Genomic DNA, 26,287 nt, shown 5'->3' with positions numbered 1-26,287 from the left:
GCCGATCTCAGGACATTGCTGTCCGGAACCGGGACATTGCTGTCCGCGCCAGCAGGGACAATCCCTGGCCGTTCACATCAACTGCAGCCGCTGGTGGAGCCGCAGCCCTCGCAGACGTAGCAGCTGCCGGCCGGGCGCATCTTCGTGCCGCAGGTCATGCACAGCGGCGCGTCGGTGACGTTGCCGGTGACCATCTCGAACAGCTCGGCCGAGGAGTGGGCCTCCTTGGCCGCCTCGGCCTTCGGCTCCGGCTTGGCCGGCGCCTCGGTCGGCACCGAGCCGCGCAGCGCCTCGACGTCGACCTCCTCCTCGACGACGGTGGCCGTCGACGCGGAGGTGTCGTAGCCGGCGACCTGGGCCGCCCGCTCCTCGGCGGTGAAGATGCCGAGGGTGGCGCGGGTGTCGACCGGCAGGTGGTCGAGCGCGAGGCGACGGAAGATGTAGTCCATCACCGACTGGGCGATCCGGATGTCCGGGTCGTCGGTCATGCCGGCCGGCTCGAAGCGCATGTTGGTGAACTTCTGGATGTAGGTCTCCAGCGGCACACCGTGCTGCAGCGCGATCGAGATGCCGATCGAGAAGGCGTCCATGACACCGGCCAGGGTCGAGCCCTGCTTGCCGAGCTTGAGGAACACCTCGCCGAGACTGCCGTCCTCGTACATCCCGGCGGTCATGTAGCCCTCGGCGCCGGCGACGCTGAACGACGTCGTCATGCTCTGCCGCTTCTTGGGCAGCCGGCGGCGCACCGGGTGCGAGGTCGTGGCGACCGGAGCCGCCTCGGCCTCGACCGGGGTCTCGGACTTCTTGGCCTTGGCGTCGGACAGCGGCTGGCCGACCTTGCAGTTGTCGCGGTAGATCGCCAGCGCCTTGAGGCCGAGCTTCCAGCCCTGGAAGTAGATGTTCTCGACGTCCTCGACGGTCGCCGTCTCCGGCATGTTGACCGTCTTGCTGATGGCGCCGGAGATGAACGGCTGCACCGCGGCCATCATGCGGACGTGGCCCATCGGGGAGATGGCCCGCTCGCCCATGGCGCAGTCGAAGACCTCGTAGTGCTCCGGGCGCAGGCTCGGGGCGTCGACGACGTGGCCGTGCTCGGCGATGTACTCGACGATCGCCTCGACCTGCTCGTCCTGGTAGCCGAGGCTCTTGAGCGCCCGCGGGACCGTCTGGTTGACGATCTGCATGGACCCGCCGCCGACCAGCTTCTTGTACTTGACCAGCGAGAAGTCCGGCTCGATGCCGGTCGTGTCGCAGTCCATCATGAAGCCGATGGTGCCGGTGGGGGCGAGCACCGAGGCCTGCGCGTTGCGCCAGCCGTTGTCCGCGCCGACCTCCAGGCACTCCTGCCACTGGGCGGTGGCCGCCCGCAGCACGTCGGCGTCGTCGGCGCCGACCGGGCGGATGGCGTCGTTGGCCGCGGCGTGCTTGCGCATGACGCGGGCGTGCGCGTCGGCGTTGCGGGCGAAGCCCTCGTAGGGGCCGACGATGCCGGCCAGCTCGGCCGAGCGGCGGTAGGCGGTGCCGGTCATCAGCGAGGTGATCGCCGCGGCGAGGGTCTGCCCGCCGCGCGAGTCGTAGGCGTGGCCGGTGGCCATCAGCAGCGCGCCGAGGTTGGCGTAGCCGATGCCCAGCTGCCGGTAGGCGCGGGTGGTCTCCCCGATCGGCTCGGTCGGGAAGTCGGCGAAGCAGATGGAGATGTCCATCGCCGTGATGACCAGCTCGACGGCCTTGACGAAGGTCCGGGCGTCGAAGGTCCCGTCGTCCTTGAGGAACTTCATGAGGTTCAGCGACGCCAGGTTGCACGAGCTGTTGTCCAGGCTCATGTACTCCGAGCAGGGGTTGGACGCGTTGATGCGGCCGGTCTCGGGGTTGGTGTGCCAGTCGTTGATCGTGTCGTCGTACTGGATGCCGGGGTCGGCGCACTCCCACGCGGCCTGGGTGACCTTGCGGAAGAGCTCCTGGGCGTCGACGGTCTCGATCACCGAGCCGTCGAGGCGGCCGCGCAGGCCGAACGGCGTGCCGTCCTCCACCGCGCGCATGAACTCGTCGGAGACGCGGACGGAGTTGTTGGCGTTCTGGTACTGGACGCTGGTGATGTCCTTGCCGCCGAGGTCCATGTCGTACCCGGCGTCGCGCAGCGCGCGGATCTTGTCCTCCTCGCGCGCCTTGGTCTCGATGAACTCCTCGATGTCGGGGTGGTCGATGTCGAGGACGACCATCTTGGCCGCGCGCCGGGTGGCGCCCCCGGACTTGATCGTCCCGGCGGAGGCGTCGGCGCCGCGCATGAAGCTGACCGGGCCGGAGGCGGTGCCGCCGGAGGACAGCAGCTCCTTGGACGAGCGGATGCGGGAGAGGTTCAGGCCGGCGCCGGAGCCGCCCTTGAAGATCAGCCCCTCCTCCCGGTACCAGTTGAGGATCGAGTCCATCGTGTCGTCGACGGCGAGGATGAAGCAGGCGCTGACCTGCTGCGGCGCCGGCGTGCCGACGTTGAACCACACCGGCGAGTTGAAGCTGAACACCTGGTGCAGCAGCATCCAGGTCAGCTCGTGCTCGAAGACCTCGGCGTCGCCCTCGCTGGCGAAGTAGCCGTGCTCGCGGCCGGCGGCGCCGTAGGTGAGCACCACCCGGTCGATGAGCTGGCGCAGGCTGGTCTCGCGCTGCGGGGTGCCGACGGCGCCGCGGAAGTACTTCGTGGTGACGATGTTGGTGGCGTTGATGCTCCACTCGGCGGGGAACTCGACGCCGCGCTGCTCGAAGTTGATCGAGCCGTCACGCCAGTTGGTCATGACGACGTCGCGCCGCTCCCAGACCACCTCGTCGTAGGGGTGCACCCCGGCGGTCGTGTAGACCCGCTTGATCTTCAGGCCCTTCCCCCGGGTCGGCGCCTTGACGGCCCGACGCGTACGGCCTGCCGGGCGGTCCTCGATCTCGGTCACGAGCTCTCCCTCGGTGAGTGGTCCGGGCGGCTGGGGAAGAGAGCCACCCTGTTCCTAGCGGTTGGTGCTGACGGTTTCTGGGGTGGTGCTGAGCGGGTGGTGCCGATCGGGCCGGCGACGCTGCCGGCCGGTGGTCAGGTGCCGGACGTGCCTGCGGCGCTCGCCGGGCCGCGTCCGCCGCGACGGCGCGGCGGCGGGTCGAGCTGCATGCCCGGCAGCGGCGGCGTGCCCCCGGTGTGGTGCCGCGCCCGGAGCTCGGTGATCTCCTTCTCGAAGTCCTCCACCGAGGTGAAGGCCCGGTAGACGCTGGCGAAGCGCAGGTAGGCGACCTCGTCGAGCTCCCGCAGCGGGCGCAGGATCGCCAGGCCGACCTCGTGGCTGGGCACCTCGGCCACCCCGCTGGCGCGGATGGCGTCCTCCACCTGCTGGGCGAGCTGCTGGAGCTGGTCCTCGTCGACCGGCCGGCCCTGGCAGGCCCGGCGCACGCCGGCGACGACCTTGGAGCGGTTGAACGGCTCGCTGACCCCGCTGCGCTTGACGACGGCGAGGACGGCCTCCTCCACGGTGGTGAAGCGGCGGCCACAGGCGGGGCACGAGCGGCGGCGCCGGGTGGTGGCTCCCTCGTCGGCCTCGCGCGAGTCGATCACCCGGCTGTCGGGGTTGTGGCAGAACGGGCACCGCACTGCGGTTCACCTCCCTCCGCGGACGGGCTCGGTACCGGGGACCCGGTGCCGGGTGGGGCGTGTCGACGGGCCGCCGGGTGCTCCGGGCACCCGGTGCGCCGACCCCTGCTGTGGACCCCTGCTGTGGACCCCTGCTGTGGACCCCTGCTGTGGACCCCTGCTGTGGACCTCTCTGGGGACATCCCGTGGACGCCCCGGGGAGAACCTGAGGACGGACCTGTGGAGGACCTCCATCGGGGCAACTACTAGATGTAGGGGGACCGTAGGCCCGGCTCCACTACATCTGCAAGTCGATACCGGGCGTGTCTCTTCCGCCGAGACCCGCTCGTGACCTCCTGGTGACCACGCGCGAGCAGGTCTCCCACCGGCCACACGACACGCCGCGACCGCCCGCGTGTCGGCGCGCACGGGACCGGACACGGGTGTACGGACCGGCTGCGGAGGTCGCCGGATCCTGTCGGAACGGCCCACGGGAGCAGGACCGGCGACCCGGTGGACGGTGCCCGGGGCAGCTGCCGGCCGGGCGCGGGCTCGGTGGAGGCGGTGCTGGGTGAGGGCTGGTGCCGGGCAGGCGCGGAGCGCCCGGACCGGCGGAGCTCAGACCGGCGGGCGGACCGCCGGACGACCACCCCGGGCGTTCGGCACGAGGTCGCCGAGCCGGATGGGCCGCGTGAGCAGGTCGGGCTCCCCCGCCGGCACGACCGTCAGACCCGGGCCGGGAACGACAGCCGACCCGGGGGCCGCCTCGCCCCCTGGGCCGGCGACGACGGCCGGCATCTCGGTCGTGACCGCGCGGTGGCGGCCCGACCCGGCGCCGGCGGGTGCGCGGTGCCGGCCGGCCCCGCCCGCACCGACGGCGGGCTGCTCGGCGGTCGCGTCGGCGCCGTGCCGCCGGAACCGGCGGGGGCGCGGAACCGGACCCCCGACGGAGACGACCGCGGCCGTGGCGGGCACCGCCGCGACACCGAGCACCGCAGCGACACCGGGCACCGGAGCGACACCGGGCACCGGAGCGACACCGGGCACCGCCGCGAGGGCTGGCATCGCAGCGGTGGCGGGCGCGTCCGCCGGGGCGGGCGCGGCCGCGGGTACGGCGTCGGCTGCCGGCGCGAGCGTCAGGCGGCGCTCGGGCAACCGGACCGCGGTCAGCTCCACCCAGGTCCCGGCGCCCTCGACGACCCCGGGAACCTCCGCCCGCAGCCGCACCCAGACCTCGCAGGCGCCGCTGTCGTCGTGCCGCCAGCCGAGCATCGCACCCGGCACCCAGGCGCCGTCCACGAGCACCTCGACGTCCTGCGGCGACCCGAAGGACACCGCCGCCCTGCTGTTCACGGCTGCTGACACGCCCCTCACCGTATGCGTTGATCCGAGATCGGTGCGTGAGCGACCGGGGACCGATGGTTGACGAACCGTCGAGGACGCTCTCGTCACTTCTCCGGGCGGCCCTCGGTGGCCGTCCCGTGTCCCCTCCGCCGGGTCAGGGGAGCCGGAGGACCTGCCCGGCGACCACCGCGGAACCCTCGAGGTCGTTGAGCGCCTCGATCGCGTGCACCACGGCGCGCACGTCCTGACCGTCGCCGGCGACCTCGTCGGCGATGGACCACACCGTGTCGCCCGGCTCGACGACGACGCTGCTCTCCCCGGCGAGCTGCAGGCCCTGCTGGGGAGCGAGGACCTCCCGGCCCAGGAGCGCGCCCCCGATGCCCGCGGCCAGGACCAGGGCGACGACCAGGCGCCGCCCGCGGCGGGTCAGCCGGAGGGGCGCCGGCGACGGGACGGCCGCGCGCCGGACCGGCTGCGCGGACACCGGCCGCCCTCCGGGCCGGGCCGGGTCGCGGCGCGTGCGGCGCGCCCCCGCGGCGGGGCCGGTGGCGCGGGCGGCCGGCTCGGCCGGGAGGTCGGGCACCGGCCGCAGGTGACCGGCCACGCGCGGGCCGGCGCCGGGGAGCGGGGCCGGAGGTGCCGGGGGCGCCTGGCGAGCGGGGCGCCCGGAGGTGTCGGGGCGCACCGGCCGACGAGTGGGAGCGGGGCCGCCCCCGGCACCGTCGGCGAGCAGCGGCCGCCAGGGCACCCGCACCGTCGCGTCGAACTCCAGCACCGCCTGGCGCACGCTGCCCATGACCACTCTCCTCGTCGACCCCATCGCATCGAACAGACGTTCGATCGAACGTGTGTGCGATGTCTACCGCACGGCACCGACAGGAGCCAACCGACACCGCCCACCGGTTTCGAACACACGTTTGAAGTCCCGGTCCCGAGGCGCTACGGTCCGATCAGCAGCCGTCCGCCCGGCACCCGGCGGTCGATCCCGGCCGCACCGGCACCCGTCGGTCACCGACCGGAGGTCCCGGAGCCGGGGACGGGGCGGGACACGAGGGCCGTGGGGACACGGCCGGCGAGGAGGAGACGTGGCGGGCACCAGCGGGACCGGCCAGGGCACGCGCGGGAGCACCACCACCCGGCGGGGTGGCGGCCGGCGGGGCACCGACACCGCCGCCGAGGGGACCGGCACCCAGACCGGCGCGGTGCGCACCTTCCCCGACCGGGGTGAGGCCGGCGACGGGCTCACGCAGCGCCAGCGCCGGGTGCTCGAGGTCATCCGCGACTCGATCGAGCGCCGCGGCTACCCGCCCTCGGTGCGCGAGATCGGCGAGGCGGTGGGCCTGTCCTCGGCGTCGTCGGTCGCCCACCAGCTCTCCGTGCTGCAGAAGAAGGGCTGGTTGCGGCGCGACCCCAACCGCCCCCGCGCGCTCGACGTGCGGCTGCCCGGCGACACCGCGGCGGAGGCCGCACCGCCGGCCGCCGCGGCCGGCGACACCACCGCCCCCACGTACGTGCCGCTGGTCGGCCGGATCGCCGCCGGTGGCCCGGTCCTCGCCGAGCAGGCGGTCGAGGACGTCTTCCCGCTCCCCCGCGAGCTGGTCGGCGACGGCACCCTGTTCATGCTCCGGGTGGCCGGTGACTCGATGGTCGACGCGGCCATCTGCGACGGCGACTGGGTGGTCGTGCGCCAGCAGCCCACCGCTGAGAACGGCGAGATCGTGGCCGCGATGCTCGACGGCGAGGCCACCGTCAAGACCTACAAGCGCCGCGACGGGCACGTGTGGCTGCTGCCGCACAACCCGGCCTACGAGCCCATCCCGGGCGACGAGGCGACCATCCTCGGCCGGGTGGTCACCGTCCTGCGCCGCGTCTGACCCGCACCGCCCGGGACGCGCTCCCGGCCCCGCGGTCCCGCCCGGGTCGGCGGCGGCCGGGCGCCGCGACCTCGACCGGCTGGCGGTCCCGCGGCACGGCGGGCGGCCTCAGCCCGCCGGCGGTCCCGCCGCGCGGCCCCGGCGCACCCGGCCGGCGACCCACACCAGCACCGTGGCCACCCCTGCGGCGACCAGCCCCGCGGCGACCGGGGACACGCCGGTGCCGCCGTCGTCGAGGACGGCCGCCAGCGACGGGTCGGCCGCCGAGGACGGCGCCGGGGCCGCCGTCCCGGCGGGGATCGGCACGAGCGTGACGTCGCCCGGCAGCCCCTCGCCCGCCACGAGGAGCGCCGCGCCGTCGGCGGTGAACGACACCGCCTCCCCCTGCGGCGCCTCGGGCAGCGCGATGCGCACCGGTTCGCCCCCCAGGGCGGCCGGCACGTCCGAGCCGGTCAGCGGCCAGACGTAGGCGTCGGTGTAGGTGCGCAGTGCGATCCGGCTGCCGTCGCGGGCCACCGCGCCGCCGGTCACCAGGAGCTGACCGGCCCGCCCCACCGGGCCGCCCGGTGTCCCGGTCAGCGTGAACGCCACGCTGCCGACGTCGGCCAGCGCCACCGTGCCGCCGTCGACGAGCGGCGCCGTGGGGCGGTAGACGCGGCTGGCACCGAGCACCTCCTTGGTCACCAGGTACGGCGTGCCGTCGGGGGCCACCAGGAGCGCCTCGGCGTCGTGCGGGCCGTCGGGGTAGGTGAGCCGGAAGAGCGCCGTACCGCCGTCGGGCCGCAGGGCGATGAGGGCGACGGTCCCCCGGGTGGCGTTGTTGTCGCCGGTGTCGGCCAGCCACACGGTGCCGTCGGGACCGACGCCGAGGTCCTCGGGGTCGTAGGGGTCCAGCGGCGCGACGGTCTCGTCCACGACGCGGCAGGTCCCGTCGAGCACGGAGACGGCCACCTGCTCGCCGCCGTCGGCGATGGCCAGCAGGCGGTCCCCGACGTCGACGAGGCCGGAGAGCTCCGCGAGCCGGGGGTCGGTCACCTGGCAGCGCAGCGACGGCGCGCCCGGTTCCTCGGCGGCAGCGGGGAATGCGGGGCCGAGCGCGAGGGCCAGACCGGCGAGTGCGGCCACGGCCCACCCGGGGTGTGCCCCGGCGCTACGCGGGGGGACGGCCGGCTCGGGCACTGCCCCAGCGTGACAGAACGACTGCGTCGAGTGCGTGAACCACGCCCAGCAGCAGCACCCCCACCGAGGCGCCGACCACCGCGTCGGTGACCCAGTGGAAGTCCAGGGACACCATGGCGATCCCGGTCAGCACCGGGCCCACGACGCTGAGCCACCACAGCGTCCGCTGCACGCCCGGGGCCAGTCGGTACTCGACCGCCAGCCAGTAGGCCACGCCCCACATGAGCACGGCGTTGGCCACGTGCCCGGAGGGGTAGCTGGCCCCGTCGCGGTGGAAGAAGGACCCGGGGTAGGCCGGCGCGGTGCGGCCGGTGCCGTACTTGAACGCGTAGACCACGACGGTCAGCAGCGCGAGCGCGGTGAGCACCCGCAGCAGCGGCAGCAGGGTCCGCCGGCGGATGCACAGCCAGCCGACCAGCCCGGCCAGGACGATGAGGATGGTGCCGCGCCCGCCGATCTGGGTGACCGCCCAGACCGGCCAGTAGCCCGGGGAGTCCCGCAGGTCCCACGCGCTGACGACCTCGGAGACCTCCAGGTCGAGCCGTTCGAGCACGCCGCGGTTGAGCAGGTCGACGGTGACCGCCGTGGTGACGACGAACGCCACGAGCAGCAGCCACCAGGACGGGCGCCCGGCGGTCACGACGGTGCGGACGGGAGCCGACGGGTCGCCGTCGGCCGGTGCTCCCCTCCCGCGTCGTACCACGCCGCTGGTCACGCGGTCACGGTACCGGGCCGTGACCCGCCCGTGACCTCGCCGCAGGGAGACGGCGAGCCGCCCGGGTGACCGGCGGGGAGCCGGTCCCCCGGGCGGGGGACGGAGGAGCGCCGGTCAGCCGACCGGTGCGGCGAACCGCTCGAGCGCGGCGGCCAGGCCGCCGTCGACGCGCGCGGTGAGCCGGGTGCCCTCCGCCTCGTGCTGCTCGCTGAGGACCTCGCCGTCGCGGTGGACGCGGGCCACCAGGTCGCCGCGGTCGTAGGGCACCAGCACCTCGACCTCGACGTCGGGGTGCGGCAGGCGGGCGGCGACGACCTCGCGCAGCTGCTCGATGCCCTCGCCCGTCCGCGCCGAGACCCACACCGCACCGGGCAGCGCCCGGCGCAGGGTCAGCACGTCCTCCTCGGTCATCGCGTCGACCTTGTTGACGACGATCAGCTCGGGCACCGCCGCGGCGTCGATCTCGCGCAGCACCACGTGCACCGCGTCGATCTGGCCGAGCGGGTCGGGGTCGGAGCCGTCGACGACGTGCAGCAGCAGGTCGGCGCCGGCCACCTCCTCCAGGGTCGAGCGGAACGCGTCGACCAGCTGGTGCGGCAGGTGCCGCACGAACCCGACGGTGTCGGTGAGCGTGTACTCGCGGCCGTCGGGCGACTGGGCGCGGCGCACCGTGGGGTCCAGGGTGGCGAACAGCGCGTTCTCCACCAGCACGCCCGCGCCGGTCAGCCGGTTGAGCAGGCTGGACTTGCCGGCGTTGGTGTAGCCGGCGATCGCCACGCTCGGGACGGCGTTGCGGTCGCGCGCCGAGCGCTGGGTGGCCCGCGCCGTCGCCATGCCGGCGATCTCGCGGCGCAGCCGGCTCACCCGCGACCGGATGCGGCGGCGGTCGGTCTCGATCTTCGTCTCACCGGGACCGCGGGTGCCGATGCCGCCGCCGCCGGCGACGCGGCCACCGGCCTGCCGGGACAACGACTCACCCCACCCGCGCAGCCGCGGCAGCATGTACTGCATCTGCGCGAGCTCGACCTGGGCCTTGCCCTCCCGGCTGGTCGCGTGCTGGGCGAAGATGTCGAGGATCAGTGCGGTCCGGTCGACCACCTTGACCTTGAGGATCTTCTCCAGCGCGTTGAGCTGGCCGGGGGTCAGCTCGCCGTCGCAGATCACGGTGTCGGCGCCGGTGGAGGCGACGATGTCGCGGATCTCGGACGCCTTGCCCGAGCCCACGTAGGTGCCGGCGTCGGGCTTGTCCCGCCGCTGGCTCACCGCCTCGAGCACCTCCGAGCCCGCCGTCTCGGCGAGCGCGGCCAGCTCGGCCAGCGACCGGTCGGCGTCGGCCTGGGTGCCCTCGGTCCACACCCCGACCAGCACGACGCGCTCGAGGCGCAGCTGGCGGTACTCGACCTCGCTGATGTCGGCGAGCTCGGTGGAGAGCCCCGCCACGCGGCGCAGGGCGCCACGGGCCTCGAGGTCGTAGGAGCCGGTCGTGTCGTCGTCCTCGTCCCACCGGCCGGCCGGGGCGGGACGGGTCTCGACGGTCGTCTCGTCGTCGAGAGAGGTGCTCTGGGGGGCGGTCGTCATCGCGTCCAGCGTGACACGCGCGCCGTCAGCGGTCACCTGGGTTGTCGTCTCTGCAGTCGTCATACACGGGGTGCAACACCGGAACGGGTCAGGTGCATCCCGCCGGGAGGCGGGTAGGTCGGGACGGACCGCACGGACGACGAGAGGGGCACCCCGTGAGCACCAGCAGCAGCGAGGGCATCGACGACCCGGGCCGCGACCCCGTGGGCCTCGAGGTCCCGCGCAACCCCTTCGGCGGGGCCGACCAGGACACCGGGGCCGGCCGGCCGCGGGGCACCGGCAACGTCGGCCCCGGCGACAAGCCCGAGGCGCCGACCGACGAGCCGGAGACCCGCGCCGACACCCCGGACAACCCCTAGGAGTCCAGCCACTCCCGGGTGAGCCCGCCGGTCGCGACGACGACGGCCGGCCCGCGCAGCACGGTCGTCTCCGGGGTGACGTCGACGGTCAGCCGGCCGCCGGGGACGTCGACGACGACCGTGCCGCGCTGCGGGCCGTCGGACCCGGCGGCCAGCGCGGCGTAGGCGGTGGCGCAGGCGCCGGTCCCGCAGGAGCGGGTCTCCCCCACGCCGCGCTCGTGCACCCGCAGCCGCACGTGCGCGTCGGCGCCCTCGGCGGGGCGGGCGAGCACCTGCACGAACTCGACGTTGACGCCCTCGGGGAACAGCCCGGGGTCGAACCCGGGCTGCGCGGTCAGGTCGAGCGCGCCGAGGTCGGCGTCGGTGAGGCAGACCAGGTGCGGGTTGCCCATCGACACCGCCTGGCCGGCGAACGCCTGCCCCGCCACGGTGGCCTCGCCGCGGCCGAACGGCCGGGCCGGGCCCATGTCGACCCAGTACGTGCCGTCGGCGCCGGCACCCACCCGGCGGGGGCCGCCGCGGGTGCCCACCAGGACGCCGTCGGCGCAGGCCGCGCGGTCGAGCAGGCCCTCGGTCACCAGCACGTGCAGGAACAGCCGGATGCCGTTGCCGCACATCTCCGCGTGCGAGCCGTCGGCGTTGCGGTGGTCCATGAACCACTCGCAGGCGTCGAGCGCGTCCCCCAGGACGGCGGGGGCGTCGGGCACGTGCCGGCTGCGCACCACCCGCAGGACGCCGTCGCCGCCGAGGCCGGAGCGGCGCTCGCAGAGCCGGCGCACCAGCGCGGCGTCGAGGCGGTCCTCCGGCCAGCGGTCCCCGTCGGGGTCGGGCAGGACGACGAAGTCGTTCTCGGTGCCGTGCCCGAGGAGGAACCGGTCGCTCACCGCCCGATCGTACGGCCGGCCAGCAGCGCGCCGACGGCGTCGGGGAGGTCGGGCCGGGCGGCGTCGAACCAGGTCGTCGCGGGGTCGCGGCGGAACCAGGAGCGCTGCCGGCGGACGAAGCGGCGGGTGGCGGTGACCGTCCGCTCGCGGGCCTCCCCGGCGGTGAGGGCGCCGTCGAGCTGCGCGAGCACCTGGGCGTAGCCCAGCGCGCGGGAGGCCGTGGGGCCCTCCCGCAGCCCCTCGGCGGCCAGCGCCTCGACCTCCGCGACGAACCCGGCGGCCCACATCCGGTCCACGCGGTCGGCCACCCGGGCGTCGAGCTCGGCGGTCTCCCGGTCCACGCCGACCACCACCGCCGGGTAGTGCGGGCGCGGCTCGGGCAGCGTGGCGCGGAAGGGCCCGCCGGTCAGCTCCACCACCTCCAGCGCCCGCACGATCCGCCGCCCGTTGCTCGGCAGCACGGCCGCGGCGGCGGCCGGGTCGAGCGCGGCCAGCCGGGCGTGCAGCGCGGCCGGCCCGACGTCGTCGAGCTCGGCCTGCAGCCGCGCGCGCACGGCCGGGTCGGTGCCGGGGATGTCGAGGTCGTCGAGGACGGCGCGCACGTAGAGGCCCGACCCGCCCACCAGCAGCGGCAGCACCCCGGCCGCGCGGAGCCGGTCGATCTGGGCGCGGGCCGCGCGGGCGTACTCCGCCACCGACGCCGCCTGCCGCACCGGCCAGAGGTCGAGCAGGTGGTGCGGGACGCCGCGCCGCTCGGCCGCGTCGGGCTTGGCCGTGCCGATGTCCATGCCGCGGTAGAGCTGCATCGAGTCGGCGTTGACCACCTCGCCACCGAGCTCGAGCGCCAGCTGCACCGCCAGCGCCGTCTTGCCGGTGGCGGTGGGCCCGACGACGGCGACCACCGGCGGGAGGGTCACCGGCCCGTCCACGCCGCCACCAGGTAGCCGACGCCGAAGGGCGCCTCGTCGGCGAGCAGCCGCGCGTCCACGTCGCGGCCGGCCAGCAGCGCCCCGACCGCCCGCCACACCGGGACGCCGGCGGCCAGCAGCCGCTCGCCCTCGGCGGCGTCCAGCGCGGCGAGCGCGGCGGCGTCCCCGGCGGCGAGCGCCGCGGCGACCGCAGCGTCGAACGGCGCGGCGGCGTCGTCGAGGTGCCCGGGCGCCTTGAGGCTGCGGCGGGCCGACCCGTCGCCCATGGCCAGCACCGCCACCGGCCCGGTCAGGCCCGCGACCACCGCGGCCAGGTCCTGCGGGCCGGTCCCGATCCGGGCGCCGGCGTGCCCGGCCGCGTCGAGCAGCCAGGCACCGACGGTCAGGCCCGGCGGCGTCCGCCGGCCGCCCGGCGGCGTCCCACCCGACAGCGGCACCTCGACGTCGACGCCGAAGCCGCGCAGGTCACCGCCGTCACCGGGGCCGTAGCGGCCCTCGGCGTCCGGGGCGACGAGGACCACCACCTCCGGCCGGGCGGCGAGCACCGCCTCGACGGCGTCGGCGCAGGCCGCGCGCAGCGCCGCGGTGTCGGCGGCGGCGCGTCCGGCCACCTGCGGGAGCAGCAGCGGGGGGCACGGGCAGAAGGCGACCGAGACCGGTCCGGCGGGCGGGCTGCTCACCGCAGCAGTGTCGCCGATGCGGCGTGGGACACTGCGGTGCGTGTCGAGCACGGAGAACCCCGGAGCCGGGTCGCAGCAGGTCCCCTCCCCCGAGACGGCCGGTCCCGACGCGGTGACCCCCGACGCCGGGACGCCGGCCGCGCCCACCCCCGAGGCGGCCGGGCTGGCCGACCCGACGGCGGAGACGACGGCGGGCGCCGCGGACGTCCCGGGTCCCGAGGGAGCCGCCGTCGAGGGCGCCGCCGCCGAGGGCGCCGCCGTCGAGGGAGCCGCCGCCGAGGGCACCGCCGCCGAGGGCACCGCCGTCGAGGGAGCCGCCGCCGAGGGCACCGCCGTCCCCCGGCCGGTCGCCGTCCCCGAGCAGGCCACCCCCGTCCCGGCGGCGCCGGAGCCGGCCGTGGCCGTCTCCTCCGACCCCACCCAGTGGGGTCGCGTCGACGAGGACGGCACCGTCTACGTCCGCACCGCCGACGGCGAGCGCGCGGTCGGCTCGTGGCAGGCCGGCGACCCCGCGGCGGGGCTCGCCCACTTCGCCCGCCGCTACGACGACCTCGCCACCGAGGTGTCGCTGCTGGAGGCGCGGCTGCGGGCGCACACCGGCAACCCGACCGAGATCAAGGCCAAGGCGCAGGCGCTGGCCGAGTCCATCCCCACCGCCACCGCCGTCGGCGACCTCGACGGGCTGGCCGCCCGCGCCCGCGCGATGGTGGACACCGCCGACTCCGCGGCCGCCGAGTCGCGCGCGGAGAAGGCCGCCGCCCGCGCCGCGCAGGTCGCCCGCAAGGAGGCGCTGGCCGCCGAGGCCGAGCAGATCGCCGCGGAGTCGACGTCGTGGAAGGCCGCCGGCGACCGGCTCAAGGCCATCGTCGAGGAGTGGAAGACGATCCGCGGCATCGACCGCAAGACCGACGAGGCGCTGTGGTCGCGGTTCGCCGCCGCCCGTGACGCGTTCGGCCGGCGGCGCGGGGCGCACTTCGCGGCCCTCGACGTGCAGCGCGGCGAGGCCCGCGCGGCCAAGCAGGAGCTGATCGCCGAGGCGCAGCGGCTGTCGACGTCGACCGAGTGGGGCCCGACCAGCGCCGCCATGCGCTCGCTCATGGACCGCTGGAAGGCGGTGCCGCGCACCGGCCGCGACGGCGACGACGACCTGTGGAAGCAGTTCCGCGCCGCCCAGGACGTCTTCTTCACCGCCCGCGCCGAGTCGGACAAGGCGCGCAACTCCGAGCAGCTGGCCAACCAGCAGGCCAAGGAGGAGCTGCTCGCGGAGGCGGAGAAGCTCGACCCGTCCACCGACCTGCGCGGCGCCCAGGCGGCGCTGCGGCGCATCCAGGAGCGCTACGACGCGATCGGCCACGTGCCGCGCGGCGCGATGCGCTCGCTGGAGGACCGCATGCAGGCCGTCGAGCAGCGCGTCCGCGGCGCCGTCGACGCCGGCCGGGTCCGCACCGCGCCGGAGAACCCGATGGTCGCCTCGATGCGGGCGGCGGTCACCAAGGCCGAGGAGCAGCTGGCCAAGGCCGAGGCCGCCGGCGACGCACGCCGGATCGAGGAGGCGCGGGCGAACCTGGCCACCCGCCGCGAGTGGCTGACCGAGGCCGAGCGGTCCGCCTCCCGCCGCTGACGCACGATCAGCTGAGCTCACCGCGACGCGTCCTGGCTCACCTCCCACGGTGAGCCAGGACGCCGCACGATCAGGTCACCTGATCATGCGGCCACGCCCGGGCGGGACGCTCAGGCGGGGGCGCCGACGCGGGGCATGCCGAGCAGCACGCCGGGCGTCGTCGGCCGGGTGCCGGCCTCGTGCGCGTCCCCGGCCCGGGTGCGCCGGTGCGACAGCAGCGGCCCGTCGGCGATGAGGTGGTGCGGCGCGGCGGCGGTGACGACGGTCTCGACGACGTCGCCGGGCCGGACGCCGTCGCCCCCCGCGAAGTGCACCAGCCGGCCGTCGCGGGCCCGGCCGCTCATCCGGCCGGTGCGGGCGTCCTTGCTGCCCTCCCCCGCCGCCGCCAGCAGCTCGACGGTCCGGCCGACCTGCGCCCGGTTCTCCGCCCAGCCGATCTCCTCCTGCAGCGCGGTCAGCCGCAGGTAGCGCTCCTGCACGACCTCCTTGGGCAGCTGGTCGTCCATGTCGGCGGCCGGCGTCCCGGGGCGCTTGGAGTACTGGAAGGTGAAGGCGCCGGCGAAGCGGGCCTGCCGGACCACCTCGAGGGTCTGCTCGAAGTCGGCCTCGGTCTCGCCGGGGAACCCGACGATGACGTCGGTGGTGATCGCGGCGTCGGGCATGGCCGCCCGCACCCGGTCGATGATCCCGAGGTAGCGCTCCTGCCGGTAGCCGCGGCGCATCCGGCGCAGCACCTCGTCCGACCCCGACTGCAGCGGCATGTGCAGCTGCGGGCACACGGCGGGCGTCTCGGCCATCGCCTCGATGACGTCGTCGGTGAACTCGCGCGGGTGGGGGCTGGTGAACCGGACCCGCTCCAGGCCCTCGATCGCCCCCGTCGCGCGCAGCAGGTCGGCGAACGCCCCCCGGTCGCGGAACTCGACGCCGTAGGCGTTGACGTTCTGCCCCAGCAGCGTCACCTCGAGCACGCCCTGGTCGACCAGCGCCTGCACCTCGGCCAGGATCTCGCCGGGACGGCGGTCCCTCTCCTTGCCGCGCAGCGCCGGGACGATGCAGAACGTGCAGGTGTTGTTGCACCCGACGCTGATGGAGACCCAGCCGGCGTAGGCGGAGTCCCGCTTCGCCGGCAGCGTCGACGGGAACACCTCCAGCGCCTCGGCGATCTCCACCTGGGCCTCGGCGTTGTGCCGCGCGCGCTCGAGCAGCGCCGGCAGTGACCCGACGTTGTGCGTGCCGAAGACGACGTCGACCCACGGCGCGCGCCGGACGATCTCGCCGCGGTCCTTCTGCGCCAGGCAGCCGCCGACGGCGATCTGCATGCCGGGGTGGGCGTCCTTCACCGGCCGGAGGTGGCCGAGGTTGCCGTAGAGGCGGTTGTCGGCGTTCTCCCGCACCGCGCAGGTGTTGAGCACGACGACGTCGGCGTCCTCGTCCTCGCCCGCGGCGGCGTAGCCGGCGGCCTCCAGCAGCCCGGACAGCCGCTCGGAGTCGTGCACGTTCATCTGGCACCCGTAGGTGCGCACGCGGTAGGTGCGCTGCGGGCTGTCGACCTCGGTTCCCATGGCGCCTGCGAGGGTACGGCGCCCCGCGGCCCGGCCGGGTGCGCGCCGGTCGTGACCGGGCGTGACGGCATTTGTGACTGCTTCGTGACGGCCCCGGGACGCTGCCGGAGCCGGGCGGCCCTAGGGTGCCGTGCGTGACCAGCCAGCAGACCGGAGCACCGCTCGTCGAGCTGACCGGGGTCAACAAGTGGTTCGGTGACCTGCACGTGCTGCAGGACATCGACCTCTCGATCGACCGCGGCGAGGTCGTCGTCGTCATCGGCCCGTCGGGCTCGGGCAAGTCCACGCTGTGCCGGGCGATCAACCGCCTGGAGACCATCCAGCAGGGCGAGATCCGCATCGACGGCCAGAAGCTGCCCGAGGAGGGCAAGGCGCTGGCCAGGCTGCGCAGCGACGTCGGGATGGTCTTCCAGAGCTTCAACCTCTTCGCCCACAAGACGATCCTGCAGAACGTCACGCTGGCCCCCACCCGGGTGCGCCGGCAGTCCAGGTCGGACGCCGAGCGGCGCGCGCGTGAGCTGCTCGACCGGGTCGGCGTCGGGCACCAGGCCGACAAGTACCCGGCGCAGCTGTCGGGCGGCCAGCAGCAGCGCGTGGCCATCGCCCGAGCCCTGGCCATGGACCCCAAGGTCATCCTCTTCGACGAGCCGACGTCGGCGCTGGACCCGGAGATGATCAACGAGGTCCTCGACGTCATGACGTCGCTGGCCCGCGACGGCATGACGATGGTCGTCGTCACCCACGAGATGGGCTTCGCCCGCCGGGCGGCCAACCGGGTCGTGTTCATGGACGGCGGCCGGATCGTCGAGGCCGCCGACCCGCAGACCTTCTTCACCAGCCCGCGCTCCGACCGGGCCCGCGACTTCCTGTCCAAGATCCTCGAGCACTGACCCACCACGGGAGGACACCCATGCGCAGCACCCGGAAGCTGGCGGCCTTCGCCGCCCTCGGCCTCACCCTCGCGGCCTGTTCCAGCGAGGCCGGCAACCAGGCCGAGGAGGAGGCCGCCAGCGCCCCCACCGTGGCCGAGGAGGTCGACTTCCCCGAGGGGTCGACCATGGCCGAGCTGGCCGAGGCCGGCAGCATCACCATCGGCACGAAGTACGACCAACCCGGCTTCGGCCTGCTCAACCCCGACGGCGTGCCCGAGGGCTTCGACGTGGAGATCGCCAAGATCATCGCCGGTGAGCTGGGCATCGCGCCCGAGGACATCGAGTGGACCGAGACGGTGTCGGCCAACCGCGAGCCGTTCATCCAGAACGGCCAGGTGGACATGGTGGTGGCGACCTACACCATCAACGACACCCGCAAGCAGGTCGTCGACTTCGCCGGGCCGTACTACATCGCCGGCCAGGACATCATGGTCGCCGCCGGCAACCCCGAGGGCATCCAGGGCCCTGACGACCTCGCCGGCAAGACGGTCTGCTCGGTCGAGGGCTCGACGCCGGCGCAGAACATCCGGGACAACTACCCAGAGGCCAACCTGGTCACCTACGACGTCTACTCCAAGTGCGCCGACGACCTGGCCAACGGCAACGTCCAGGCGGTGACGACGGACAACGTCATCCTGACCGGCCTGGTGGCGGGCAACCCCGAGGGCTTCGAGCTCGTCGGCAACCCGTTCACCGAGGAGCCCTACGGCATCGGCCTGGCCAAGGGCGACAACGACTTCCGCGACTTCGTCAACGACGTGCTCGAGGAGTCCTTCGAGGACGGCCGCTGGGCCGACGCCTGGGACCGCACCGCCGGTGCGATCACCGGCGAGGAGGCCCCCGAGCCGCCGACGGTCGACCGCTACTGAGCACCCCGGCGCCGCCGGGCGGGACTCCCCCGCCCGGCGGCGCCGGCCGTGCTCCCGACGTGTCCCCGACGACCGTCCCCGACGACCGACGACCTGACGGCGAGGCGCCATGGGCTTCCTGACCGACAACGCCGACCTGCTGTGGAGCGCGTTCCTGACGACGCTGTCCCTCGCGGTCACCAGCGGGGTGTGCGCCCTCGTGCTCGGCACGGTGCTCGCCGGCATGCGGGTCAGCCCGGTGCCGCCGCTGCGCGGGCTGGCCACCTTCTACGTCGAGGTGTTCCGCAACACCCCGCTCACCGTGGTGTTCTTCTTCCTCGTCTTCGGCATCGTCCAGATCGACCTGTCCTTCCCGAGCCGGTTCATCGCCGCCGTCGCCGCGCTGTCGCTCTACACCGCCGCGTTCGTCTGCGAGGCGCTGCGCTCGGGGATCAACGCCGTCCCGCCGGGTCAGGCCGAGGCCGCCCGCGCCCTGGGCCTGGACTTCGGCCAGAGCCTGCGCACCATCGTGCTGCCGCAGGCCTTCCGGACCGTCGTGCCACCCCTGGGCAACGTGTGGATCGCCCTGGCGAAGAACACCTCCATCGCCGCGGGCTTCGCCGTCACCGACCTCACCGCGGCGCTGCAGCGGCTGTCCAACGCCAACGCCGACCAGCTCCTGCTGGTCTTCGCGGCCATCGTCGCCGGCTACCTGGTGATCACGCTGCCCTCCGCGTGGGCCATCCGGGTCATCGAGAAGAGGGTGGCGATCGTCCGATGAGCGCACCGACCGTCCTGTTCGACCTCCCCGGACCGCGGGCGCGCCGCCGGCAGCGGATCGGCACGGTGATCGGCGCGCTGCTGATCGCCGGCCTGGTCGCGCTGGTGCTGTGGCGGCTGGGGAGCAACGGTCAGCTCGACCCCGACCGCTGGGCGATCCTGTTCGACCCAGCCGCGGGCGTGCCCCAGGCCCTGGGCGAGGCGCTGCTCAACACCCTCGCCGTCGCCGCCGTCGCCATGGTGGCGGCCACCGTCCTGGGTGCGCTGCTGGCGGTCGGCCGGTTGTCCGACCACGCGTGGGTGCGCGGGCCGGTGGGGGTGGTCGTGGAGTTCTTCCGCGCCGTGCCGCTGCTGGTGCTCATCCTGTTCTGCCTGCTGTTCCTGCCCACCGTCGGCGTCCCGATGACCGCCTTCCGCGCCCTGGCGCTCGGGCTGACCCTCTACAACATGGCCGTGCTCGCCGAGATCTTCCGGGCGGGCATCCTGTCGGTGGACCGCGGCCAGCGGGAGGCGGCCTTCGCCCTCGGCATGCGCAAGACGCAGGTCATGACGCTGGTGCTGCTCCCCCAGGCGGTCCGCCGGATGCTGCCGGTGCTCGTGGCCCAGCTCGTGGTGCTGCTCAAGGACAGCTCGCTGGGCTTCATCGTCGGCTACGTCGAGCTGCTCCGGCAGGCGCGCAGCCTCGTCGAGTTCTTCAACTTCCAGTTCGGCAACATCTACACGTTCCAGCTCTACGTGGCCGCCGGGCTCATCTACATCATCGTCAACGTGCTGCTCTCGCAGCTGGCCAAGTACGTGGAGAAGCGCACCCGCCGGGACCGCAGGACCGCGGGCTCCGACACTGTCGGACTGGCCGACGTGCAGATGGACGGCAGCGGCGGTGGGCTGGTGACCGAGTCGGGCGGGCGGTAGTACCGCCGGTCCGCGGGCCTGCCGATGACACAGCCGTGGACACCGCTCTCCGCCCCGTCGTGCCGCCGCTGCCGTCGATCGTGCGTCTGCCCGACGGGCAGGTCGACGTCGCGCAGGAGTTCGTGAACCGGCTGCGCGCCGCCGCGCCGCGGTTCGCCGACGCGGCCGGCGCGGGGTCCGCCGTCGTCCGGGAGGTCGTCCCCCCGGCCCGGCACCGCCGGGCGCGCTGCCGGGTCGTCCTGCGCTCCCCCGACGGCGGCGAGCGTGACGTGACCTTCCTCGGGCCGGTCAGCCGGCCGGCCGTGCTGCCCGACCGCACGTTCGAGGCACAGATCCAGCAGTGGCTGGCCGCCGCTCCCGACGGCGAGGCCGCCGGGCTGGTGGCCGACGACGAGGCCCCCGACGGTTACGCCGTCGACCTGACCGCGTGGGCGGCGCCGTCGGCCACGGTCACGCACCTGCCGACGACGGCCATGCCGCTCCTCGGTGCCGCTGTTCCTGCCGCCGCTGTGCCCGCCGCGGGCTGACCGGCCGGCTCGGCCGGAGGCGTCGGGACCGGACCCCGGGGTCAGGTGTCCCAGGTGGGCCGGTCGTGCAGGTCGGGATCGGGGTCGTCCGTGCCGAACCCCGTCTCGTCCAGCACGTCGCGGACCACGCCCGCGGCCAGACCGCCGCTGTAGCCCTTGCGGGCCAGCATCCCGATGAGCCGGCGGGTGGCGGTGGCCCGGTCGACGCGGCGCAGCGAGGACAGCCGCCGCTCGACCAGGCGGCGGGCGGCGGCGCGCTCGTCGTCGTCGTCGACCTCGGCGAGGGCCTGCTCGGCCTCCTCGCCGTCGACGCCCTTGGCCCGCAGCTCGGCGCGCAGCGCTCGCCGGGCCAGGCCGCGGCCGGCCTGGCGGGAGGTCACCCAGGCGCGGGCGAAGGCGGCGTCGTCGATGAGGCCGACCTCGCCGAACCGGTCGAGGACGGCGGTCGCGGCGTCCTCGGGGATGCCGCGGCGGGCGAGCAGGTCGGCCAGCTGCTGCCGGGTCTTCGCCGCACCGGTGAGCGCCCGCAGGCAGATGGCGCGGGCCACCGACTCCGGGTCACCCGGCTCGTCGGCGGGGTCCCTGGGATCGCCCGGGGGTGTGCCGGCGGCGGCCGGGTCGTCCGGGTCAGGGGACGACCCGGACCGCCGCCGGGGACGGCCGGCGCGGTCACCGGGACCCGGTGCACGGGTCCGGCGGCCGCGCCGGCCGGGCCGCTGGGGGTCGATCTCCTCGGAGAGCGGGCCCGACCAGCCGGTCACGGGGTGGCTCAGAAGTCGGCCGCGTCGGGGGCGGGCGCGTCGAGGGTGGCGCCGACGCCCAGCTTCTCCTTGACCTTCTTCTCGATCTCGTCGGCGAGGTCGGGGTTGTCGCGGAGGAAGGTCCGGACGTTCTCCTTGCCCTGGCCGAGCTGGTCGCCCTCGTACGTGTACCAGGCGCCGGACTTGCGGATGAAGCCGTGCTCGACGCCGGCGTCGATCAGGCCGCCCTCGCGGCTGAAGCCGTGACCCCACAGCAGGTCGAGCTCGGCCTGCTTGAAGGGCGCGGCGACCTTGTTCTTGACGACCTTGACGCGCACCCGGCTGCCGACGGCCTCGGTGCCCTGCTTGAGGGTCTCGATGCGGCGGACGTCGAGGCGGACCGACGAGTAGAACTTCAGCGCGCGGCCACCGGTGGTGACCTCGGGCGAGCCGTAGACGATGCCGACCTTCTCGCGCAGCTGGTTGATGAAGATCGCGGTGGTGCCCGAGTTGTTCAGCGCACCGGTGATCTTCCGCAGCGCCTGGCTCATGAGGCGGGCCTGCAGACCCACGTGGCTGTCACCCATCTCGCCCTCGATCTCGGCGCGGGGCACGAGGGCGGCCACGGAGTCGATGACGATGATGTCGAGCGCGCCGGAGCGGATGAGCATGTCGGCGATCTCCAGCGCCTGCTCACCGGTGTCGGGCTGGCTGACCAGCAGCGCGTCGGTGTCGACGCCGATGGCCCGGGCGTACTCCGGGTCGAGGGCGTGCTCGGCGTCGATGAAGGCCGCGATGCCGCCGGCGGCCTGGGCGTTGGCCACCGCGTGCAGGGCGACCGTGGTCTTGCCGGAGGCCTCCGGGCCGTAGACCTCGATGACGCGGCCGCGCGGCAGGCCACCGATGCCCAGCGCGATGTCGAGGGCGATCGAGCCGGTCGGGATGACCTTGATCGCCTGGGCGGTGCTGTCGCCCAGGCGCATGACCGAGCCCTTGCCGAACTGCTTGTCGATCTGGGCGAGGGCCATGTCGAGGGCCTTGTCGCGGTCGAGCGTTGCCATGGTGCTCACCTTCGGGAAGTCGCGTGTCGGGAGTCGGAGCGGTGTCGGAGGCGACGCTAGGTCGGGGGTCTGACACTTTCCGGTGACCGACTCGACCTGTGGAGGGACGACGTCCCTGTGGACGCACCCGTCACTGTAGGACGAACAGGTGTTCGAGTCGAGCGACACACGGCGGGCGCGCCGTCGTCCGGCTCAGCGGTCCCGGGGCGGGACGTCGTACTCCTCGCAGATCGCCAGCCAGACGCGCCGCACCGGCACCCCGGCCTCGATGGCGTCGAGGGCGGTCCGGCCGCCGAGCGCGGCGAAGACGTGGTCGCGCGTCACGCTCTGGGCCCGCATCGAGCCGAACTGCTCGTCGAGCCGGGACCAGAACTCCTGCAGGCGCACACCTCCGACGCTAGCGCGCGTCCCCGTCGGCGGCGGGCCGCCCGGTGGCCTCCTCGGCGATCCCGGCGCGGAGCCGGCGGACCAGCGCCGCCGGGTCGTCGGCGGCCAGGCGCAGCTCGTCGACCGGCCGGCCGCCGGTGCGCGCCAGCGGCAGCACCGTCGGTGTCCGCAGCTCGACGTCGACCTGGGTGGAGGACACGACCGTCACCGACACCGCGCGCCGGCCGCCCTCCTCGGCGACGACGACCGTGCGGGAGCCCTCGACGCTGCGCCGGCGCACCCGCACCGCGGCGACGGCCTCCCACGGCACCCGGACGTCGACGGCGGACCCGGAGCGCACCCGCAGCCCCTCGCCGTCGACCACGTGCGGGTGCACCCGCATGGACGCGAGGAGACCGACCATCCACAGCAGCCCGTAGACCCCGACGACCAGCAGCGCGATCCGCAGCGAGGGCCAGGGCAGCAGCCAGTCGACCAGCGGGATCTCGACCGCCGACAGCACGACGAAGGTCCACAGCACCGGCGCGGCCGCCGACGCGTACGGGAAGGCCTCCGCACCGGGCGGAACGTCGGCCCGCCGCCGCACCCAGCGCCACAGGCTGCGCCAGGTGCCCAGCTCGAAGGCCACGGCGCGGCGCAGCAGCTCCCGGGCCCTCACCGGTCCTCCTCCCCCGCCACGGCGCCCGGCACGAGGACCCGCAGCCGTTCCAGGACGTCGTCGAGCGCGGCCACCAGGCCGTCGAGCCGCTCGGGCAGGAGCCCGTCGAACAGCTGGCCGGCCAGCTCGACCTGGCCGCGCCCGAGCTCGTCGAGCAGCTCCTGCCCCCGCGCGGTCGGGGTGACCAGGGTGGCCCGCCGGTCCGCGGGGTGCGGCTCGCGGGAGACCAGTCCGGCCGCGACGAGCCCGTCGACGAGGCCGGTGACGTTGCGGGCGCTGACGCCCAGCGCGTCGGCCAGCGCGCGCTGGGTGCTCGGTCCGGCGGTGCGCAGCCGCCACAGCAGCGTGGTCCGCGCGACGGTGAGCCCGGAGGCGGCCAGTGACGCCGCCGTGTCGCGGCCGAGCAGCAGGGACACCTCGAGCAGCCGGTCGAGGGCGGCGATGCGGACGTCGTCGTCGGCCATCGTGAGCCTCCTGCACCGTGAAGTGGCTTCACGATACACGGACTATCCTCGGGGTGTGTTCCCCACCACCGGCTCGGCCACCTGGGACACGGTCCTGGAGATCGGCATCGCGCTGTGCATCCTCGTGACGCTGGTGATGCTGTGGCGCAACCTGCGGGGCCACTGACCGCGCTGCTGACCGCTCAGCGCCGCGCCCACACCAGGGCCAGCGGCACCACCAGCGCCGCCGACACCCCCGCGACCAGCCCGTAGCCGCCGGCGGCCAGCAGCGGGCCCCCGACCGCACCGGCCACGGCCGCGCCCAGCCCCATGACCAGGTCGGTGCCGCCCTGCGCCGTCGGCCGGACGTCGGCGGGCACCGACTCGGTGACCAGCGTCGAGCCCGCGATCAGCCCGCACGACCAGCCCAGGCCGAGCAGCAGCAGGCCCGCCCCCAGCCGGCCGGTGGCCTCCGGAGGTGCCGTCCCCGCCAGCGCGACGGCGGCCAGCAGCAGTCCCCCGCCGACGGCGACCGTCGCCCGCCGCCCCGCCCGGTCGGCCAGCCAGCCGACCAGCGGCGAGAACAGGTACATGCCGGCCACGTGCACGCTGATGACCAGGCCGACCAGCCGCAGCGTCGTCGCGTCGTCGGAGCCGCCGGCGTGCCCCATGTGCACCGGCGTCATGACCATGACGCCGACCATCACCGCGTGCGAGACCACGACGGCGACCAGTCCCAGCCGGCCCCCGGACGAGCCCCACACCGCGGCCAGGGCCGACCGCGTGCGCCCGCGGGCCGGCACGGCGTCGACCGGCCCGCGCAGCCGGCGGGAGAGCAGCAGCGGGTCGGGTCGCAGCCCGGCGACGAGGGCCGCGGCCACCAGCACGAACACCACCGCCGAGACGGCGAACCCGCCGCCGAGCGCCGGCAGGCCGAGGGCGCGGCCGAGGTCGGCGCCGGGGGCGGCCAGGTTGGGGCCGAGCACCGAGCCCACCGTCGTCGCCCAGACCACCAGGGACAGGTCGCGGCCGCGCCGCTCGGGCGCGGCCAGGTCGGCGGCGGCGTAGCGGGCCTGCAGGCCGCACGCGGTCGCGGCGCCGAAGGCGAACAGGCCGGCGAGCAGCAGCGGCAGCGACGACAGGACGGCGGCGACCACGGTCAGCAGCGCCCCGCCGACGGCGACGGCGTAGCCGGCGGCCAGCCCCGCGCGCCGGCCGGCGCGGTCGGAGAGCCGGGCCAGCGGGACGGCGAGCACCGCGGCGCCCAGCACGCCGGCGGTCTGCCCGAGGCCGGCCGCGGCGTCGCTGCCGGCGACCTCGCGCGCGAGCAGGCCGCCGATGGTGATGCCGACGGTGACCCCGAGCCCGGCGAGCGCCACCGCGCCGGACAGCACGCCGACGGTGCGCCGCTGCACCCGCCCGACGTCGGGGCTCGCCTCCTGCGTGGTCACCGGCCGGTCACAACCCCAGCGACCGGCCGATGATCTCGCGCATGATCTCGTTGGTGCCGCCGTAGATCGACTGCACGCGGGCGTCGCGCCAGGCCTTGGACACCGGGTACTCGTCCATGTAGCCGTAGCCGCCGTGCAGCTGCAGGCAGCGGTCGGCGACCTTGTTCTGCAGCTCGCTGGTCCAGTACTTGGCCATGGCCGCGTCGACGGCGGTCAGCTCGCCGGTGTTGAGCTGCCGCACGCACTCGTCGACGAACGTGCGCGCGATCGTCGTCTCGGTGTGCAGCTCGGCGAGGACGAACCGGCTGTGCTGGAAGCTGCCCACCGGCCGGCCGAACGCGGTGCGGCTGCCCACGTACTCGCGGGTCTGCGCGAGCACGGTCTCGCACGCGGCCACCGCGCCGACGGCGATCGACAGCCGCTCCTGCGGCAGGTTCTCCATGAGGTGGGCGAAGCCGCGGTTCTCCGCGCCGAGCAGGTTCTCCGCGGGCACGCGCACCTCGTCGAAGAACAGCTCGGCGGTGTCCTGCGCCTTGAGGCCCACCTTCTCGAGGTTGCGGCCGCGGCTGAAGCCGGGCATCCCCCGCTCGACGACGAGCAGGCTGGTGCCGCGCGAGCCGGGGGCGTCGGGGTCGGTGCGCGCCACGACGATCACCAGGTCGGCGTTGATCCCGTTGGTGATGAAGGTCTTGGCGCCGTTGAGCACCCACGCGTCGCCGTCGCGGCGCGCGGTGGTGCGGATGGCCTGCAGGTCGCTGCCGGTGCCCGGCTCGGTCATCGCGATCGCGGTGATCAGCTCGCCCCGGCAGAAGCCGGGCAGCCACCGGTCGGCCTGCTCCTCGGTGCACAGGTCGCGCAGGTAGGGGGCGACGACGTCGTTGTGCAGCCCGAAGCCCAGGCCGCTGGCGCCGATGCGGGTGACCTCCTCGTCGAGGACGGCGTTGAAGCGGAAGTCGCGCACCCCACCCCCGCCGTACCGCTCGTCGACGTCGATGCCGAGCAGCCCCTGCTCCCCGCCGGCGAGCCACACCTCGCGGGGGACGATCCCGTCGCGCTCCCACCGGTCGTGGTGCGGGGCGACGTCCTTCTCGAGGAAGGTGCGGACGGTCTGCCGGAAGTCCTCGTGCTCGGCCTCGTAGAGGGAGGTGCGCATGCCCGGCAGTGTGCCGCACGCCACCCCCGGATCGGGCGACCCCGCCCGCTGACGGCGTCCGCGCAGGCCAGC

General features: G+C 74.9%; 26 protein-coding genes. 8 read left to right on the top strand and 18 right to left on the bottom strand.

What is annotated here, in order from left to right:
* Nucleotides 1-77: 77 nt before the first annotated feature.
* The 4 genes from ACI780_RS17890 to ACI780_RS17875 all read right to left on the bottom strand — a co-directional run bounded on the left by ACI780_RS17890 (nucleotide 78) and on the right by ACI780_RS17875 (nucleotide 5,738).
* The gene (locus ACI780_RS17890; RefSeq protein WP_456871304.1) at nucleotides 78-2,936 is read right to left on the bottom strand and encodes a vitamin B12-dependent ribonucleotide reductase; all 2,859 of its coding nucleotides are present in this window, start codon (nucleotides 2,934-2,936) and stop codon (nucleotides 78-80) included.
* A 134-nt stretch (nucleotides 2,937-3,070) separates the two neighbouring features.
* Nucleotides 3,071-3,619: a transcriptional regulator NrdR gene (nrdR, locus tag ACI780_RS17885; RefSeq protein ID WP_456871303.1), complete on the bottom strand. Its 549-nt coding sequence runs from the start codon at nucleotides 3,617-3,619 to the stop codon at nucleotides 3,071-3,073.
* A 597-nt stretch (nucleotides 3,620-4,216) separates the two neighbouring features.
* Nucleotides 4,217-4,963 (bottom strand): hypothetical protein, encoded by a 747-nt coding sequence (locus tag ACI780_RS17880; protein WP_457004634.1) that lies wholly within the window; start codon nucleotides 4,961-4,963, stop codon nucleotides 4,217-4,219.
* A gap of 133 nt (nucleotides 4,964-5,096) precedes the next feature.
* Nucleotides 5,097-5,738: a LysM peptidoglycan-binding domain-containing protein gene (locus ACI780_RS17875; protein WP_457004632.1), complete on the bottom strand. Its 642-nt coding sequence runs from the start codon at nucleotides 5,736-5,738 to the stop codon at nucleotides 5,097-5,099.
* Nucleotides 5,739-6,027: 289 nt separating this feature from the next.
* Here ACI780_RS17875 and lexA point away from each other — a divergent pair, with 289 nt between their 5' ends.
* On the top strand, nucleotides 6,028-6,816 hold the full coding sequence (gene lexA, locus ACI780_RS17870; RefSeq protein WP_457004630.1) for a transcriptional repressor LexA: 789 nt from the start codon (nucleotides 6,028-6,030) through the stop codon (nucleotides 6,814-6,816).
* 108 nt (nucleotides 6,817-6,924) lie between these two features.
* Here the strand turns inward: lexA and ACI780_RS17865 are convergent, their stop codons facing one another.
* The 3 genes from ACI780_RS17865 to hflX form a co-directional block, all read right to left on the bottom strand.
* Nucleotides 6,925-7,941: a hypothetical protein gene (locus ACI780_RS17865; protein ID WP_457004628.1), complete on the bottom strand. Its 1,017-nt coding sequence runs from the start codon at nucleotides 7,939-7,941 to the stop codon at nucleotides 6,925-6,927.
* A 25-nt stretch (nucleotides 7,942-7,966) separates the two neighbouring features.
* Nucleotides 7,967-8,710 carry a phosphatase PAP2 family protein gene (locus ACI780_RS17860; protein ID WP_457004626.1) on the bottom strand — a complete coding sequence of 248 codons (744 nt, stop codon included), beginning with the start codon at nucleotides 8,708-8,710 and terminating at the stop codon, nucleotides 7,967-7,969.
* 114 nt (nucleotides 8,711-8,824) lie between these two features.
* Entirely contained in the window at nucleotides 8,825-10,288 is a 1,464-nt protein-coding gene (gene hflX / locus ACI780_RS17855; RefSeq protein WP_456871297.1) for a GTPase HflX, read from the bottom strand.
* A gap of 155 nt (nucleotides 10,289-10,443) precedes the next feature.
* Between hflX and ACI780_RS17850 the strand changes: the two genes are divergently transcribed.
* Nucleotides 10,444-10,647, top strand: a complete 204-nt coding sequence (locus ACI780_RS17850; protein WP_089404359.1) for a hypothetical protein — start codon at nucleotides 10,444-10,446, stop codon at nucleotides 10,645-10,647.
* Here the strand turns inward: ACI780_RS17850 and dapF are convergent.
* Genes dapF through ACI780_RS17835 form a run of 3 tightly spaced genes read right to left on the bottom strand, consistent with a single transcriptional unit; the run spans nucleotide 10,644 to nucleotide 13,140 of the window.
* On the bottom strand, nucleotides 10,644-11,531 hold the full coding sequence (gene dapF, locus ACI780_RS17845) for a diaminopimelate epimerase (RefSeq protein WP_456871296.1): 888 nt from the start codon (nucleotides 11,529-11,531) through the stop codon (nucleotides 10,644-10,646). The genes ACI780_RS17850 and dapF overlap by 4 nt on opposite strands.
* The gene (miaA, locus tag ACI780_RS17840) at nucleotides 11,528-12,448 is read right to left on the bottom strand and encodes a tRNA (adenosine(37)-N6)-dimethylallyltransferase MiaA (RefSeq protein ID WP_456871295.1); all 921 of its coding nucleotides are present in this window, start codon (nucleotides 12,446-12,448) and stop codon (nucleotides 11,528-11,530) included. Before miaA ends, dapF begins: the two co-directional genes overlap by 4 nt.
* Entirely contained in the window at nucleotides 12,445-13,140 is a 696-nt protein-coding gene (locus tag ACI780_RS17835) for a hypothetical protein (protein WP_457004623.1), read from the bottom strand. Before ACI780_RS17835 ends, miaA begins: the two co-directional genes overlap by 4 nt.
* Nucleotides 13,141-13,180: 40 nt before the next feature.
* Between ACI780_RS17835 and ACI780_RS17830 the strand changes: the two genes are divergently transcribed.
* Nucleotides 13,181-14,761, top strand: coding sequence for a DUF349 domain-containing protein (locus tag ACI780_RS17830; protein ID WP_457004621.1), 1,581 nt, complete (start codon nucleotides 13,181-13,183; stop codon nucleotides 14,759-14,761).
* Between the two features lie 110 nt (nucleotides 14,762-14,871).
* Here ACI780_RS17830 and miaB read toward each other — a convergent pair whose 3' ends face one another.
* Nucleotides 14,872-16,323 (bottom strand): tRNA (N6-isopentenyl adenosine(37)-C2)-methylthiotransferase MiaB, encoded by a 1,452-nt coding sequence (miaB, locus tag ACI780_RS17825; protein WP_457004619.1) that lies wholly within the window; start codon nucleotides 16,321-16,323, stop codon nucleotides 14,872-14,874.
* 134 nt (nucleotides 16,324-16,457) lie between these two features.
* Between miaB and ACI780_RS17820 the strand changes: the two genes are divergently transcribed.
* The 5 genes from ACI780_RS17820 to ACI780_RS17800 all read left to right on the top strand — a co-directional run bounded on the left by ACI780_RS17820 (nucleotide 16,458) and on the right by ACI780_RS17800 (nucleotide 20,322).
* Entirely contained in the window at nucleotides 16,458-17,213 is a 756-nt protein-coding gene (locus ACI780_RS17820; protein ID WP_456871291.1) for an amino acid ABC transporter ATP-binding protein, read from the top strand.
* A gap of 20 nt (nucleotides 17,214-17,233) precedes the next feature.
* Nucleotides 17,234-18,124 carry a transporter substrate-binding domain-containing protein gene (locus ACI780_RS17815; protein ID WP_456871290.1) on the top strand — a complete coding sequence of 297 codons (891 nt, stop codon included), beginning with the start codon at nucleotides 17,234-17,236 and terminating at the stop codon, nucleotides 18,122-18,124.
* Nucleotides 18,125-18,233: 109 nt separating this feature from the next.
* Nucleotides 18,234-18,884, top strand: coding sequence for an amino acid ABC transporter permease (locus ACI780_RS17810; protein ID WP_089404365.1), 651 nt, complete (start codon nucleotides 18,234-18,236; stop codon nucleotides 18,882-18,884).
* Entirely contained in the window at nucleotides 18,881-19,795 is a 915-nt protein-coding gene (locus ACI780_RS17805; protein ID WP_456871289.1) for an amino acid ABC transporter permease, read from the top strand. Before ACI780_RS17810 ends, ACI780_RS17805 begins: the two co-directional genes overlap by 4 nt.
* Nucleotides 19,796-19,830: 35 nt before the next feature.
* Nucleotides 19,831-20,322 (top strand): hypothetical protein, encoded by a 492-nt coding sequence (locus ACI780_RS17800; protein ID WP_456871288.1) that lies wholly within the window; start codon nucleotides 19,831-19,833, stop codon nucleotides 20,320-20,322.
* A gap of 41 nt (nucleotides 20,323-20,363) precedes the next feature.
* Here the strand turns inward: ACI780_RS17800 and ACI780_RS17795 are convergent, their stop codons facing one another.
* From ACI780_RS17795 to ACI780_RS17765, 7 genes are all read right to left on the bottom strand, one after another.
* On the bottom strand, nucleotides 20,364-20,870 hold the full coding sequence (locus ACI780_RS17795; protein ID WP_456871287.1) for a regulatory protein RecX: 507 nt from the start codon (nucleotides 20,868-20,870) through the stop codon (nucleotides 20,364-20,366).
* A gap of 221 nt (nucleotides 20,871-21,091) precedes the next feature.
* Entirely contained in the window at nucleotides 21,092-22,123 is a 1,032-nt protein-coding gene (recA, locus tag ACI780_RS17790; RefSeq protein WP_456871286.1) for a recombinase RecA, read from the bottom strand.
* A 192-nt stretch (nucleotides 22,124-22,315) separates the two neighbouring features.
* Nucleotides 22,316-22,510 (bottom strand): DUF3046 domain-containing protein, encoded by a 195-nt coding sequence (locus ACI780_RS17785; RefSeq protein WP_456871285.1) that lies wholly within the window; start codon nucleotides 22,508-22,510, stop codon nucleotides 22,316-22,318.
* Between the two features lie 10 nt (nucleotides 22,511-22,520).
* Nucleotides 22,521-23,168 (bottom strand): hypothetical protein, encoded by a 648-nt coding sequence (locus tag ACI780_RS17780; RefSeq protein WP_457004613.1) that lies wholly within the window; start codon nucleotides 23,166-23,168, stop codon nucleotides 22,521-22,523.
* Nucleotides 23,165-23,632 carry a MarR family winged helix-turn-helix transcriptional regulator gene (locus tag ACI780_RS17775; protein ID WP_457004611.1) on the bottom strand — a complete coding sequence of 156 codons (468 nt, stop codon included), beginning with the start codon at nucleotides 23,630-23,632 and terminating at the stop codon, nucleotides 23,165-23,167. The genes ACI780_RS17780 and ACI780_RS17775 overlap by 4 nt, the downstream gene beginning before the upstream one ends.
* Before the next feature lie 182 nt (nucleotides 23,633-23,814).
* Complete coding sequence (locus ACI780_RS17770; protein WP_457004609.1) at nucleotides 23,815-25,062, bottom strand: MFS transporter; 1,248 nt, start codon at nucleotides 25,060-25,062, stop codon at nucleotides 23,815-23,817.
* Between the two features lie 7 nt (nucleotides 25,063-25,069).
* Nucleotides 25,070-26,215 carry an acyl-CoA dehydrogenase family protein gene (locus ACI780_RS17765; RefSeq protein ID WP_457004607.1) on the bottom strand — a complete coding sequence of 382 codons (1,146 nt, stop codon included), beginning with the start codon at nucleotides 26,213-26,215 and terminating at the stop codon, nucleotides 25,070-25,072.
* Nucleotides 26,216-26,287: the final 72 nt, after the last annotated feature.

Source organism: Geodermatophilus sp. SYSU D00814 (assembly GCF_054050055.1).
Note: the sequence above shows the minus strand (reverse complement) of the source record. Positions and strands in the feature narration are given on the sequence as shown.